The following is a 14,065-nucleotide window of genomic DNA, read 5'->3' as shown; positions in this document are numbered from 1 at the left end:
GCCTTTAATCTATATGAATCGTTTGATAATAAAGTCGACTTTAACTCTTTTGGCTTGGCCCAATAATTTTCTTACCGGTTGAGGATAATCTTGAACTGACTCAAGATCTTCATGACTAGATAATAATCTGCAGTGTTGAAGAATGTCTTGCTTTTCAGTTATTAACAATTTGTCGAGCTTGTGCGATTTGTCTTGGATAAAAATACCATTTTCGATATCTAACCCCCAAGCCCTAGGGTTAAGGTTATGACCACTCAGTAGATGAAGCTGACCATCTTTGCTCACACCTTTCAAATGAAAAGAGTTATTTTCATGTTTCCAGATGTATACTTTTAATAACCCTGACTGAATGAACCTTTTATTAGATTTTAAAAATTTAAATAAAATTGTTTCATAAAGATAAGGCAAAGCACCTATTTTACTAAATGGCTGTTCTGGAGAAATATAAAAATCATTAGCCGTTTTGTCACCAACAACAATAGTAACTTCTTTACCTTGCTTTAATAAACGGCGTAAAGACCGAAGTAATGGCGCGGGAAAGTTAAAATAAGGTGTATACAGTAGTAGCTCTTTCTCTGTTGTGTCAAACAAGGTTTTAATTAACCTATTCAACTTATTTGCACGCCTACCAAACCCTAAGAATGGCCTAACATTCAAGGTAGAATCAGTGTTAGTTGATTCTACATTGTAACGCCCTCTTCTCAACTCTTTCATCAGTTGGCGCTGAGCAGCCTTAATCTGATTGTATTTAGGCACAGGACGAACATCTATTCTAGGTACTGCTTCTGACGACAACAAAAAGTCATTAATGAAATTACAAAAAGAATTCGCTAGGCCTGGCTGTTTTAGAATGAAATATCTATCAAGTCGATACTTTTCACCCACATTCATGTAAACATTATTTATGCTAGCACCGCTATAGAGCAAAGTATCGTCTATAACGATGCCTTTTAAATGTAGAACACCAAAAAGCTCTTTCCCTTTTACTGGTACACCGAAGACTTTTACATTGCTTTGATGCTTTTCTAGCTCATCACAGTATAAAGCCGCGTTTCCTTCTGATTTCGCTGCTCCAATTAAGCCTCGCTGGGCTCGATGAAAATCAACTAATACATTAACTTCTAGTGTGGGATTTGCAAGTGAGGCTTTATGAAGTGCTGAAAGTACTTCTCTTCCCGCTTCATCATCCTGCAAATACAAAGCGGTAATATAAATACGTGATTTAGCGTGCTCAATTAGACGTATTAGCCTCTGATAATATTGCTTTGCACTTCTAAGTATTTCAACGTCTTCACCAACCAAATCAAAGCTTGGAATGTCCTGCCAAAATGCCATAACAACCTATAATAAAAGGTGACTCAATCCAGAGTCTCACACAAAATTAGTAAGAACATATCAAAAAAATATTATTAGGTCATGAATTTCTGATAAAACAGCGATTTTTGGATGCTTTTTTCAACAAGTACAGATTATTTGACACCTTTTAAATTTATTAATTTTCAATATTGCTAATTTATTTTACTTCTCACTTGTTTTACATAGAATCGTCCTCACTTCGTTAAAATGATAATTGATTAGGAATACCTCATGAGTGATGCAAAACACTGTAAACTATTAATTTTAGGCTCAGGCCCTGCTGGTTATACCGCTGCTGTTTACGCTGCGCGTGCAAATTTAAACCCTGTGCTAATTACTGGTATGCAGCAAGGTGGTCAGCTTACAACAACAACTGAAGTTGAGAATTGGCCTGGTGACGCTCACGGCTTAACAGGTCCTGCATTGATGGATCGTATGAAAGAACATGCAGAACGTTTTGAAACTGAGATTGTTTTCGACCATATCAACAAAGTAGACGTTACAAAACGCCCATTTACGCTAACAGGCGATCAAGGCACATACACTTGTGATGCGCTTATCATTGCTACTGGCGCTTCTGCTAAGTATTTAGGCCTTGAATCTGAAACAGCTTTCCAAGGTCGTGGTGTTTCTGCATGTGCTACATGTGACGGTTTCTTCTACCGAGGCCAAAAAGTGGCCGTTGTTGGTGGTGGCAACACAGCCGTTGAAGAAGCTCTGTACCTTTCTAATATCGCAGATGAAGTTCATGTGATTCACCGTCGCGATTCATTCCGCAGTGAAAAAATTCTATCTGATCGCTTAATGGAAAAAGCTAAAAACGGTAATGTTAAACTTCATTTCAATCGTACTTTAGATGAAGTCGTTGGCGATGAAATGGGCGTAACTGGCATTAAAATCAAAGACACTGACTCAGATAACGTTGAGCAACTTGACCTAGCTGGCGTATTCATCGCAATCGGTCACAAACCTAACACTGATATGTTTGAAGGCCAACTTGAAATGAAAGATGGTTACCTAGTTGTTCAATCAGGCCTAAATGGTAATGCAACACAAACCTCTGTTGAAGGTGTGTTTGCAGCTGGTGATGTGTCTGATCACATCTATCGTCAGGCAATTACGTCTGCAGGTACAGGTTGTATGGCAGCACTTGATGCCGAACGCTTTTTAGACAACCAATAAATCTTATACCGGGAGGGTTGTTTAACCCTCCACTTTCACTTTAAGATGTTTTTCATTAAAAAAGCGATTAATTTCTTAAATGACACCACGCCTATACCAGCTATCAACTGAAACAATCGATTTTCCTTCACCAACCTTGGCATTAAAAGAACCTGACGGCTTACTTGCTATCGGAGGCTGCCTTACACCTGAAAGACTCAACCTTGCGTATAAGTCAGGCATTTTCCCTTGGTTTAATGAAAAAGAGCCCATCATGTGGTGGTCACCAAGTGATAGAGGTGTGATCGAGATTAATGATTTCCATGTTAGTCGTTCATTAAAAAAAGTGGCAAGAAGAACAAAACCGATAGTCACTGTTAATAAAGCATTTGAAACTGTCATCAATGCCTGCCGAGAGCAAAGACTACATGCTGAAGGCACTTGGATAAACCATCAGATGTTAGCTGCCTACACCGAACTCCATACATTAGGTTTTGCACATAGCCTCGAGGTCTGGGATCAAAACAATAATCTGATGGGCGGTCTTTATGGAGTTATGAACTCTGGGGTTTTCTGTGGTGAGTCTATGTTTTATAAACAAGCAAACGGCTCAAAGTTAGCCATGTGGGCGCTGGTAAATTGGCTTAAAAGTCACAATGCTCATTTTGTAGATTGTCAGTTGGAAAACCCCTATTTAACGACTTTAGGTGCAAAATTAATTTCAAGATCTGAGTTTTTAACTAAACTTAAGTTAGCTCAGAGATTTGAAATACCCAGTTCGATGTGGAAACCACAGGTATTGGAAGAGATTTATGACTGAACATTTTCCTTCAAAGATTGGCTTAAGCCAACAGTTTGATTGTAGTTATTTGCCTGACAAACAAGAGCAGTTACTCGTCATTCTTGATAGTCAATGCTACAACGCGGCACGTTTTCAAGACTTGTTAGAGTTAGGTTTTAGACGCAGTGGTGATCAAATTTATCGCCCTCATTGTCCTAGTTGTAATGCTTGTGAGTCAATGCGCCTTCCTGTTAAAGATTTTGTGCTATCAAAATCACAAAAGCGAAAGCTAAAAACAGCTAAAAACAATTTCTATATTAAGGTAAGTGATATAGAACAATCCAATTATTACGCACTATATGAAAACTATATAAGTAAAAAGCATCATGATGGCACAATGTTCCCCCCTAATCGCTTACAATATGAAAGCTTTTTATTTTGTAATTGGTTACCTGTTACCTTCATTGAGCTATGGGATCAAGATGAACTCATTGCTGTTGCAGTGACAGACACTATGCCAAATTCATTGTCAGCAATTTATACCTTTTATCACCCTGATTACGATAAATTTAGCCTAGGGAATGTAATGATCTTGCTGCAAATTGAGTATGCAAAAACTTCTGGTCTAGATTACGTGTATTTAGGCTATCAAATTGACGAATGCAGAAAGATGTCTTATAAGTCTCAATTTAAACCTGCAGAGCGTTTTATTTCAGATGTTTGGCAACTCAAGCTGTAATTAAATTAACTAATTTCCCCCCCTTACCTTTACTTATTGTGTGGTTTTCGGCAAAATCTGCTGCGTTAATCTAATCAAAGAGGTGTTACGCTACACATGGCGAAAGAAGACGTAATTGAAATGCAAGGCACAGTCCTTGATACTTTACCAAACACAATGTTCCGCGTTGAACTTGAAAACGGCCACGTAGTGGTTGCTCATATTTCTGGTAAAATGCGCAAAAACTACATTCGTATTTTAACAGGCGATAAAGTAACTGTTGAAATGACGCCATACGATTTAACTAAAGGTCGTATCGTTTTCCGCGCGCGTTAATTACGCCGTGATTGTAAAGCGTACTGGTTAAGTTCATTCGTTTTACTTTTGACTCATCAAATTGATTTCACTTGATGTGTTAAATAAAAAAGCCTAGCATAGCTAGGCTTTTCTAATGGTTTCATAAAAGGTGATTTAACACCTTCTCATTTTAAGCCTCAGCCATTTCAACGGCATATTGGAAATTAAGCTTATTACTCTTAAGGCCCACTTTAACTGTGCCACCTTCGGCTAATTTGCCAAACAAGATTTCATTTGCAAGCGGTTTTTTCAATTGCTCTTGAATAACACGTGACATTGGTCTTGCACCCATTGCCTTATCGTAACCTAGTTCAGCTAACCACTCTCTAGCTGCAGCTGTAAGCTCAAGGTTCACAGATTTACGGTCAAGTTGCGCTTGAAGTTCAACTAAGAATTTATCTACAACTTGTAAAATGACCTCTTTATCTAAATGGTTGAACCAAATGATATTGTCTAAGCGGTTTCTAAATTCTGGAGTGAATACCTTATTAATCTCAACCATAGCGTCGTGTGAATGATCTTGTTGAGCAAATCCAATTGACTGACGAATGGTTTCTTGTACACCCGCATTAGTGGTCATGACAAGTACAACGTTTCTAAAGTCTGCTTTACGGCCATTGTTATCTGTTAATGTGCCGTGGTCCATTACTTGTAGCAAAATATTGTAAATATCTGGATGCGCTTTTTCAATCTCATCTAAAAGCACAACTGCATGAGGGTGCTTAATCACAGAATCAGTTAGCAACCCACCCTGCTCATAACCTACATAGCCTGGAGGCGCGCCGATTAAGCGGCTGACCGCATGACGTTCAGAATATTCTGACATATCAAAACGGATGAACTCGACACCCATACATTTTGCTAGTTGTTTAGTTACTTCAGTTTTACCAACACCTGTTGGACCTGCAAATAAGAAAGAACCAATTGGTTTGTCTTCATTTGAAAGGCCTGAGCGAGATAATCTAATTGCAGACGATAATGCATCTATTGATTGGTCTTGACCAAACACCAACATTTTTAAGTTTCTGTCTAAGTTTTTGAGTGTTTCTTTATCGCTTGAGGACACACTCTGCTGCGGAATACGCGCAATTTTAGATACGATCTGCTCAATGTCGCCAACATTAATGGTTTTCTTACGCTTAGATACTGGCAGTAAACGTTGATTTGCTCCTGCTTCATCTATTACATCAATGGCTTTATCTGGTAAGTGACGCTCGTTGATATACTTAGCACTTAATTCTGCAGCAGCACGAAGTGCTTTTTGGGTATAACGAATGCCATGGTGGTCTTCGTAACGGTCTTTCAAGCCCATGAGAATCTTTGTGGTGTCTTCAACACTTGGCTCAAGTACATCTATCTTTTGGAAACGACGAACAAGTGCTCTGTCTTTTTCAAAGATATTTTTAAACTCGTTATAAGTTGTTGAACCCATACATCTTAATTGACCACTAGATAGTAGAGGTTTAATTAAATTCGAGGCATCCATCACACCACCAGACGCAGCACCTGCACCTATGATTGTATGGATCTCATCAATAAATAAAATTGAATGCGGTTTTGCTTGTAGCTCTTTTAAAAGTGCTTTAAAACGCTTTTCGAAATCTCCGCGATATTTCGTACCCGCTAACAAAGCGCCCATATCAAGTGAGTAGACTACAGCATCTGCAATCACATCAGGTACTTGTTCATTAACGATTCTATAGGCAAGGCCTTCCGCAATCGCTGTTTTACCAACGCCCGCTTCGCCAACAAGCAAAGGGTTATTCTTTTTACGACGACATAAAACCTGTACTGTACGTTCTACTTCTTGGTCTCGGCCAACTAACGGGTCTAACTGACCAGCTTGAGCCATTGTGTTCAGATTAGTAGTGAAGTTTTCTAGTTTAGTCTGCTCTTCACCTTGTATATCATTTGAATCATCACTATTGATATCTTCGTGATCATCTTCATGATGCTCGTCGTCAGACTTAGCAACGCCATGAGAAATAAAGTTCACAATATCTAGACGGCTAATATCACTCTTCTTAAGCAGGTAAACTGCTTGACTTTCTTGTTCAGAAAAAATCGCTACCAAAACATTTACACCTGTAACTTCGGTTCGCCCTGAAGACTGAACATGAAATACAGCTCTTTGTAGAACTCGCTGAAAGCCAAGTGTTGGTTGTGTTTCTCTATCATTTTCACTTTCTGGTAATAACGGTGTTGTTTCATCGATGAACTCAGAAAGCTCACGTTTAAGCGTTTCTGTATCAACACCGCATGCGCCTAACGCCTCACCAGCTGATGGGTTATCTATTAATGCAAGTAATAAATGCTCAACAGTCATAAACTCGTGACGACGTGTTCTCGCCTCACGAAACGCTGCATTTAAGGTAATTTCAAGATCTTTGTTTAGCATAAGCAACCCCCAAACGAGATTTATATCGGTTATTCCTGCTCACAACTACATAGCAGAGGATGTTCATGGTCGCGAGCGTAACGATTTACTTGTTCCGCCTTAGTATGTGCAATATCAGAAGTATATAAACCACATACTGCCTTTCCCTCGTGATGCACGCGCAGCATCACGTCAGTTGCTTTTTCGCTGTCCATATTAAAAAACGTCATTAATACTTCGATTACAAAGTCCATTGGAGTGTAATCATCATTATTTAAAATGACTTTATACTTGCGAGGTGGGCTTAGCTTTTGCTTTTGCTTCTCTCGAACTGTATCGATTACACCAGAATCTTTAATACCACTCATAATAAAATATAGTCTTGTGTTGTTAACTCAAGCAAACTTGAATTGAAAAAATAAATTATTTGTTAAAAAAATGTCTAAAAGTCTTGACTGATTGCTCATTTAAACTACAGTCGTTATTAGATTGTCTAATCTATGGGCAGTCTAGCAAATTATAAAGTTTAGATTAACTAAATTAGTCAACTTATAGAAGGATGTGGAAGTATGGCTTGCGGAAAAGTCAAATGGTTCAATAACGCCAAAGGGTTTGGTTTCATCGTAGAAGACGGCAGTGAAGAAGATATCTTCGCCCATTACTCGACGATTGTGATGGATGGATACAAAACACTTAAAGCCGGTCAAGATGTAACCTTCGAGTTGCAACAAGGTCCTAAAGGACTTCATGCAACGAACATCGCTCCTAGAGAAGCTGAACTCGCTTGATGCTATTATCTCATTAATAAAGCGGGTTTATACTCGCTTCACCCCCTTTAAAATTAATTACATTTCCCGTCTTTAATTTTTTCAATTAGCCCATATATAAATTGCTTGTTAAACTAGCGCGATTTCAGTCTTGTTAGCTATGTCTATTTTTTAGTCTATTTTAATTAACCTTTACTTCTAACCACTGAGTGTGGCTATAGACTTTTAGAGTAGTTATAACTATCAAACTTGCTATATAAAGTTGCCTTAGGCAACATAGCATTCCCATTGCGTTTTGATAGGCACTATTTGCCCCTGATCTAGGAATGATAATGACATCTAAAATTATATATACAAAAACTGACGAAGCACCGGCTCTAGCTACATACTCGCTGCTTCCAATCATTCAAGCTTACACTAATGCTGCAGGCGTTGAAGTTGAAACTCGTGATATTTCACTTGCAGGTCGTGTAATTGCAAACTTCCCTGAGTTTTTAACTGAAGAGCAGCGCATTGGCGATGCACTAGCAGAATTAGGTGAATTAGCAAAAACACCAGAAGCTAATATCATCAAGCTACCAAACATCTCTGCGTCAGTACCTCAATTAAAAGCGACAATCAAAGAGCTTCAAGATAAAGGTTACGCACTGCCTAACTACCCTGAAGAACCAAAATCTGATGAAGAAGCTGCAATCAAAGCAACTTACGACAAAATCAAAGGTTCTGCAGTAAACCCTGTTTTACGTGAAGGTAACTCTGACCGTCGTGCGCCTGCTTCTGTAAAAGCATATGCACGTAAAAACCCACACTCAATGGGTGCATGGGCTTCAGACTCACAATCATATGTTGCTAGTATGACTGATGGTGATTTCTTTGGTTCTGAGCAATCTACAACTGTAGAAAATGCAACTGACGTTCGCATTGAGCACGTTGCAGAAAATGGCGACGTAACTGTACTTAAATCAAGTACACCTCTACTTGCTGGTGAAATTATTGATGCATCACGCATGCGCGCAGCTGACTTACAAGCTTTCCTAGAACAAGAAATCAATGCTGCTAAAGAGAAAGGTGTACTTTTCTCTCTGCATATGAAAGCAACAATGATGAAAGTGTCTGATCCAATCATCTTTGGTCACGCTGTAAAAGTATTCTACAAAGATGTATTTGCTAAGCATGGCGAATTATTTGCTGAGCTAGGTGTTGACGTTAACAATGGTCTTGGTGACGTTTACGCTAAAATAGCACAATTAGACGAAGCAAAACGTGCTGAAGTTGAAGCGGACATCCAAGCGGTATACGCTGAGCGCCCTAGCATTGCTATGGTTGATTCTGATCGTGGTATCACAAACCTACATGTACCAAGTGATGTGATCATCGATGCATCTATGCCAGCTGCTATCCGTACAAGCGGTCAGATGTGGAATGCTGAAGGTAAGCAACAAGACACTAGCTTTGTTATCCCAGATCGTTGTTACTCTGGTGTTTACCAAGCAACTATCGACTTCTGTAAGAAAAATGGTGCTTTCGACCCTCGTACTATGGGTACAATTCCTAACGTTGGTCTTATGGCTCAAAAAGCAGAAGAGTATGGTTCACATGATAAGACATTTGAAGCGGCTTCAGCTGGTACTATCCGAGTTGTTGACACTGACGGCAATGTACTTCTTCAACATGACGTTGCACAAGGTGACATCTGGCGTATGTGTCAGGTTAAAGATGCGCCAATTAAAGATTGGGTAAAACTTGCTGTTAACCGTGCTCGCGCTACAAACACACCTGCTGTTTTCTGGTTGAATGAAGCGCGTGCGCACGATGCTCAGCTTATCAAAAAGGTAAATACATACCTTGCTGACCACGATATAGCTGGCCTTGAAATTCTTATTAAAGCACCAGTTGAAGCAACTGAATACTCTCTTGCTCGCATGAAAGATGGTCAAGATACGATTTCAGTAACAGGTAACGTATTACGTGACTACCTAACTGACTTATTCCCAATTCTTGAACTAGGCACAAGTGCGAAAATGCTTTCAATCGTTCCTCTAATGAACGGTGGTGGCTTATTCGAAACAGGTGCTGGTGGTTCTGCACCTAAGCACGTTCAACAGTTCGAAAAAGAAAACCACTTACGTTGGGACTCTTTAGGTGAATTCTTAGCACTTGCAGCATCACTAGAGCACTTAAGCCAAGTAAATGGCAATGCTAAAGCACAAGTTCTTGCTGATACATTAGACGCAGCGACTGGTAAATTCCTAGATGAAAACAAGTCACCTTCTCGTAAAGTAAATGAACTTGATAACCGTGGTAGTCACTTCTACCTATCTCTTTACTGGGCACAAGCACTTGCATCTCAATCAGACGATGCTGAACTACAATCGCTATTCGCGCCAATCGCAGAAGAGTTAACAGCACAAGAGCAAACGATTGTTGCAGAACTTAACTCTGCTCAAGGTGTAAGCAAAGATGTTGGCGGTTATTTCCAGCCAAATGACGACCTTGCTTTTGCAGCTATGCGTCCTAGTGAAACTTTCAATGCCGTATTAGCTAAACTAGCTTAATGCTAATTTGAATGATTAAGGGCATCGTTTGATGCCCTTTTTTATGTTTCTTTTACTTATTAGCAAACTCATAATTTGCTAATATGCACACACCAACGTTTTTATCTCATATAAGTAATGCAAAATCGCGCTCCTAATCGCAACTACAATACACTCAAAAAGAAACCACATAACAGAAAACCATTTAATAAAAAACGTGTGGTTAAGGAAGCGCTTCCTGCAGATCAAGTTAAAATTGTCCTTTTTAATAAACCTTTTGATGTACTTTGCCAATTTACCGATGATCAAAACCGTGCAACTTTGGCAGACTTCGTAAAAGAAAAAGGCGTATATGCTGCAGGTCGGTTAGACCGAGACAGTGAAGGGTTATTACTTTTAACAAACTGCGGTAAATTACAACACACTTTAACGAATCCGAAAAAAGACACAGATAAAACCTACTGGGTACAAGTTGAAGGTGTGCCAAGTGATGAGTCAATTTATGCACTTAATAAAGGCGTTGAATTAAAAGATGGCCTTACTAAGCCTGCAAAAGTCAGAATTATTGAAGAACCAAATGTTTGGCCTCGTAACCCACCAATCCGAGAGCGCAAAAATATTCCAACTACTTGGCTCGAAATTACCATTTCTGAAGGTAAAAACCGCCAGGTTCGCAGAATGACAGCCCACATTGGTCACCCTACACTGCGCTTAATACGCTATCGTATTGGAAAATACACCCTTGATGGCATTAACAATGGCGAATATAAAGTGCTTTAGCGTTAAACGCTAACTTTGGATTCAGCCTCTTAAAATATCGTGCTATACTCACGCCTTTCAAAATCATAGAGATTAACAGCAAAAAATATGAGCGATAATAGTCAGATTAAAGTCATCGTTGGTATGTCCGGCGGTGTAGATTCTTCAGTTTCAGCCTACTTATTAAAACAACAAGGCTATCAGGTAGAAGGCCTGTTCATGAAGAACTGGGAAGAAGATGACAATGACGAATATTGTGCTGCTGCTGAAGATCTTAAAGATGCACAAGCTGTCTGCGATAAGTTAGGTATTGAACTCCATACCGTAAACTTTGCAGCTGAGTACTGGGACAACGTTTTTGAGTATTTCTTAGAGGAATACAAAGCGGGCCGCACGCCAAACCCAGACATCATGTGTAATAAAGAAATCAAATTCAAAGCTTTCTTAGAATTCGCTGCACAAGCACTCGGTGCAGATTACATTGCAACAGGTCACTATGTTCGTCGTGAAGAGCGCGATGGTAAATGTGTGATGCAACGTGGCCTTGATGACAACAAAGATCAAAGCTACTTCCTTTATACACTTAGCCATGAGCATATTGCACAAACACTATTCCCTGTAGGTCAAGTTGAAAAGCCTGAAGTACGTCGTATTGCTGAAGAGCAAGGTTTAATTACACACGATAAAAAAGACAGTACCGGTATTTGCTTTATTGGTGAGCGCAAGTTCAAAGACTTCTTACAAAAATTCTTACCAGCACAACCAGGTAAAATTGAAGACACTGACGGTCATGAAGTGGGTGAACATGAAGGTTTAATGTACCACACGCTTGGTCAGAGAAAAGGCCTATTAATCGGTGGTATGAAAGAAGGCAGTGGCGAGCCTTGGTATGTCGTTGATAAAGACGTAGAGCGTAACGTGTTAATTGTCGGCCAAGGCAAAAACCACCCTCGCCTATTTAGTAACGGCCTTAACGCAAATCAATTACACTGGGTTGATCGAGTTGGACCGCAAGGCACAACACGTTGCACAGTAAAAACCCGTTATAGACAAACTGACATTCCATGTACTTTGCTGGTTGGCGAAGACGGGATGGCACGGGTTTTATTTGATGAGCCCCAAAAAGCAGTAACCCCTGGTCAATCAGCTGTATTCTACGCTGACGACGTCTGCTTAGGTGGCGGTATAATCGACTCGGTGATCAAATAATGTCAACAAGTTATGTTTTACCGCTGGCGGCTATGTGCCAGATCAGCAAACTTGTCCAAAAAACAGCAAAATACGGCCAGTTTAATGAAGCGGAAGTCAGTACTTTTCTAAAAAGTATTGTTAACCTCAGTCCTGCTCAGCCAGAAGATGTTTATGACGACAAGTGGGTTATCAAAGACGGTTATAAAACGCTTGTTCAGCAGCTCTCTCCTGAAGGCGAGAAAGATGTTGAACTGGTTAAATATGTTGGCAGTTTGATGCAGCTAGAGCGCGCTCTTTCAGCAAACCCAAAAGCATTAGATGAGCTTGCAAACCGTTTGAACCAAGTGGAAAGACAACTATTACATTTTGATATTTGCGATAGCACCATAGTTGCTGCTTTAGCTGATATCTACAGCCAAGTACTCAGTCCACTTGGACAAAAAATTCAAGTATTTGGCCAACCAGATTTATTAAAACAACCAAGTTACCAACATAAGATCCGAGCGCTTTTATTAGCAGGCATACGCAGTGCTGTGCTATGGCGACAACTTGGTGGTAAGCGACGTCAATTTTTCTTTGGCAAAAAGAAAATTATCGAAATCGCCAAAAAAAGTATTTAAAGAAATCGTTCAAACAAACCAATTAGTTTAGGAGAAATTATGGAGCTTTCAGCGTTAACCGCTATCTCTCCAGTGGATGGCCGCTATGGTAGTAAAACTACTGAGTTGCGTGGCATTTTCAGTGAGTTCGGCCTTATCAAGTACCGCGTAACTGTAGAAGTTCGTTGGTTACAAGCCCTAGCTAAAGCACAAGGTATTGATGAAGTACCAGCTTTCAGTGACGAAGCCAATGCGCTTTTAGACAGCATTGTTGACAACTTTAGCGAAGCAGATGCTGCACGCGTTAAAGAAATCGAGCGCACAACGAACCATGACGTTAAAGCGGTTGAGTATCTTCTAAAAGAGAAAGTTGCAGATAATGCAGAGTTAAATGCAATCAATGAATTCATTCACTTTGCATGTACGTCTGAAGACATCAATAATCTATCTCACGGTTTAATGTTAGCAGAAGCACGTGACAAAGTACTTTTACCGTACTGTGATGAGCTACTTGCTGCAATCAAAGCAAAAGCGGTTGAGTACAAAAGCGTACCTATGATGACTCGTACTCACGGTCAGCCTGCTTCTCCTTCAACAATGGGTAAAGAGTTTGCTAACGTGTATGTTCGTTTACAACGTCAACGTCAGCAAATCGCAAACGTAGAATTACTTGGTAAAATCAATGGTGCTGTTGGTAACTACAATGCGCACTTGAGCGCGTACCGTGATTACGACTGGCATGCACATGCAGAGCAATTCGTAACTAGCCTTGGCTTAACTTGGAATGCATTCACGACGCAAATCGAACCACACGATTACATTGCTGAGCTATTCGATGCAATCGCGCGTTTCAACACTATCTTATTAGACTTCGACCGTGACGTTTGGGGTTACATTGCACTAAATCACTTCAAGCAAAAAACAGTTGCTGGTGAAATTGGTTCATCAACTATGCCGCACAAAGTTAACCCTATCGACTTTGAAAACTCAGAAGGTAACCTAGGCCTAGCTAATGCAATTTTTGCACACTTAGCACAAAAACTTCCAGTATCTCGCTGGCAGCGTGACCTAACTGATTCAACAGTTCTTCGTAACCTTGGCGTTGGTATGGGCTATACACTAATTGCGTACCAAGCAACATTAAAAGGTGTAAGCAAATTAGAAGTAAACGCTGATCGTCTTCTAGAAGAGCTAGATCAAAACTGGGAACTGCTTGCAGAACCAATTCAAACAGTTATGCGTAAATACGGTATCGAAAAGCCTTACGAGAAACTTAAAGAGCTAACACGAGGTAAACGCGTAAACCAAGAAATCATGGCTGATTTCATTGATGGGTTAGAATTACCAGATACTGTAAAAGCTGAAATGAAACTAATGACTCCGGCTAACTACATCGGCCGTGCTGAAGCATTCATTGACGAATTAGTGTAATTACACACAAATTTAGTTTATAAAGCGAAAGGTA

Annotated in this window: 13 protein-coding genes; 10 read left to right on the top strand and 3 right to left on the bottom strand. The window is 39.8% G+C overall.

What is annotated here, in order from left to right; all coding sequences use genetic code 11:
• Window positions 1-9: 9 nt before the first annotated feature.
• On the bottom strand, window positions 10-1,335 hold the full coding sequence (pssA, locus tag CWB72_RS12135) for a CDP-diacylglycerol--serine O-phosphatidyltransferase (RefSeq protein WP_138631707.1): 1,326 nt from the start codon (window positions 1,333-1,335) through the stop codon (window positions 10-12).
• Window positions 1,336-1,587: 252 nt separating this feature from the next.
• Between pssA and trxB the strand changes: the two genes are divergently transcribed.
• From trxB to infA, 4 genes are all read left to right on the top strand, one after another.
• Window positions 1,588-2,538, top strand: a complete 951-nt coding sequence (gene trxB / locus CWB72_RS12130; RefSeq protein ID WP_138567435.1) for a thioredoxin-disulfide reductase — start codon at window positions 1,588-1,590, stop codon at window positions 2,536-2,538.
• A 79-nt stretch (window positions 2,539-2,617) separates the two neighbouring features.
• Window positions 2,618-3,337: a leucyl/phenylalanyl-tRNA--protein transferase gene (aat, locus tag CWB72_RS12125; RefSeq protein ID WP_138631705.1), complete on the top strand. Its 720-nt coding sequence runs from the start codon at window positions 2,618-2,620 to the stop codon at window positions 3,335-3,337.
• A complete protein-coding gene (locus tag CWB72_RS12120) occupies window positions 3,330-4,037 on the top strand; it encodes an arginyltransferase (RefSeq protein WP_138631703.1) in 708 nt (235 codons plus the stop codon). Before aat ends, CWB72_RS12120 begins: the two co-directional genes overlap by 8 nt.
• 96 nt (window positions 4,038-4,133) lie before the next feature.
• Entirely contained in the window at window positions 4,134-4,352 is a 219-nt protein-coding gene (gene infA / locus CWB72_RS12115; protein WP_058029687.1) for a translation initiation factor IF-1, read from the top strand.
• A gap of 151 nt (window positions 4,353-4,503) precedes the next feature.
• Here infA and clpA read toward each other — a convergent pair whose 3' ends face one another.
• The gene (clpA, locus tag CWB72_RS12110; protein WP_138631701.1) at window positions 4,504-6,771 is read right to left on the bottom strand and encodes an ATP-dependent Clp protease ATP-binding subunit ClpA; all 2,268 of its coding nucleotides are present in this window, start codon (window positions 6,769-6,771) and stop codon (window positions 4,504-4,506) included.
• Window positions 6,772-6,800: 29 nt separating this feature from the next.
• Window positions 6,801-7,118: an ATP-dependent Clp protease adapter ClpS gene (gene clpS / locus CWB72_RS12105; RefSeq protein ID WP_130257159.1), complete on the bottom strand. Its 318-nt coding sequence runs from the start codon at window positions 7,116-7,118 to the stop codon at window positions 6,801-6,803.
• 201 nt (window positions 7,119-7,319) lie between these two features.
• Between clpS and cspD the strand changes: the two genes are divergently transcribed.
• The 6 genes from cspD to purB all read left to right on the top strand — a co-directional run bounded on the left by cspD (window position 7,320) and on the right by purB (window position 14,031).
• A complete protein-coding gene (gene cspD, locus CWB72_RS12100; protein WP_138567431.1) occupies window positions 7,320-7,538 on the top strand; it encodes a cold shock domain-containing protein CspD in 219 nt (72 codons plus the stop codon).
• 311 nt (window positions 7,539-7,849) lie between these two features.
• Window positions 7,850-10,072, top strand: coding sequence for an NADP-dependent isocitrate dehydrogenase (locus CWB72_RS12095; protein WP_138631699.1), 2,223 nt, complete (start codon window positions 7,850-7,852; stop codon window positions 10,070-10,072).
• 117 nt (window positions 10,073-10,189) lie between these two features.
• Window positions 10,190-10,831, top strand: coding sequence for a pseudouridine synthase (locus CWB72_RS12090; RefSeq protein WP_138631697.1), 642 nt, complete (start codon window positions 10,190-10,192; stop codon window positions 10,829-10,831).
• A gap of 87 nt (window positions 10,832-10,918) precedes the next feature.
• Window positions 10,919-12,019 carry a tRNA 2-thiouridine(34) synthase MnmA gene (gene mnmA / locus CWB72_RS12085; protein ID WP_138631695.1) on the top strand — a complete coding sequence of 367 codons (1,101 nt, stop codon included), beginning with the start codon at window positions 10,919-10,921 and terminating at the stop codon, window positions 12,017-12,019.
• Window positions 12,019-12,621, top strand: a complete 603-nt coding sequence (gene hflD, locus CWB72_RS12080; RefSeq protein WP_138631693.1) for a high frequency lysogenization protein HflD — start codon at window positions 12,019-12,021, stop codon at window positions 12,619-12,621. Before mnmA ends, hflD begins: the two co-directional genes overlap by 1 nt.
• 39 nt (window positions 12,622-12,660) lie before the next feature.
• Window positions 12,661-14,031 (top strand): adenylosuccinate lyase, encoded by a 1,371-nt coding sequence (purB, locus tag CWB72_RS12075; RefSeq protein WP_138631691.1) that lies wholly within the window; start codon window positions 12,661-12,663, stop codon window positions 14,029-14,031.
• Window positions 14,032-14,065: the final 34 nt, after the last annotated feature.

The organism is Pseudoalteromonas phenolica (assembly GCF_005886345.1).
Taxonomy (GTDB): domain Bacteria; phylum Pseudomonadota; class Gammaproteobacteria; order Enterobacterales; family Alteromonadaceae; genus Pseudoalteromonas; species Pseudoalteromonas phenolica_A.
The sequence above is the reverse complement of the archived record's forward strand: the minus strand, read 5'-3'. Positions and strand labels throughout refer to the sequence as shown.

Excerpts from the sequence above, each read along its gene's own strand:
- pssA (WP_138631707.1), bottom strand. The coding sequence starts at position 1,335 with ATGGCATTTTGGCAGGACATTCCAAGCTTTGATTTGGTTGGTGAAGAC.
- hflD (WP_138631693.1), top strand. The coding sequence starts at position 12,019 with ATGTCAACAAGTTATGTTTTACCGCTGGCGGCTATGTGCCAGATCAGC.
- aat (WP_138631705.1), top strand. The coding sequence starts at position 2,618 with ATGACACCACGCCTATACCAGCTATCAACTGAAACAATCGATTTTCCT.
- CWB72_RS12090 (WP_138631697.1), top strand. The coding sequence starts at position 10,190 with ATGCAAAATCGCGCTCCTAATCGCAACTACAATACACTCAAAAAGAAA.
- clpA (WP_138631701.1), bottom strand. The coding sequence starts at position 6,771 with ATGCTAAACAAAGATCTTGAAATTACCTTAAATGCAGCGTTTCGTGAG.
- infA (WP_058029687.1), top strand. The coding sequence starts at position 4,134 with ATGGCGAAAGAAGACGTAATTGAAATGCAAGGCACAGTCCTTGATACT.
- CWB72_RS12120 (WP_138631703.1), top strand. The coding sequence starts at position 3,330 with ATGACTGAACATTTTCCTTCAAAGATTGGCTTAAGCCAACAGTTTGAT.
- purB (WP_138631691.1), top strand. The coding sequence starts at position 12,661 with ATGGAGCTTTCAGCGTTAACCGCTATCTCTCCAGTGGATGGCCGCTAT.
- mnmA (WP_138631695.1), top strand. The coding sequence starts at position 10,919 with ATGAGCGATAATAGTCAGATTAAAGTCATCGTTGGTATGTCCGGCGGT.
- CWB72_RS12095 (WP_138631699.1), top strand. The coding sequence starts at position 7,850 with ATGACATCTAAAATTATATATACAAAAACTGACGAAGCACCGGCTCTA.
- cspD (WP_138567431.1), top strand. The coding sequence starts at position 7,320 with ATGGCTTGCGGAAAAGTCAAATGGTTCAATAACGCCAAAGGGTTTGGT.
- clpS (WP_130257159.1), bottom strand. The coding sequence starts at position 7,118 with ATGAGTGGTATTAAAGATTCTGGTGTAATCGATACAGTTCGAGAGAAG.
- trxB (WP_138567435.1), top strand. The coding sequence starts at position 1,588 with ATGAGTGATGCAAAACACTGTAAACTATTAATTTTAGGCTCAGGCCCT.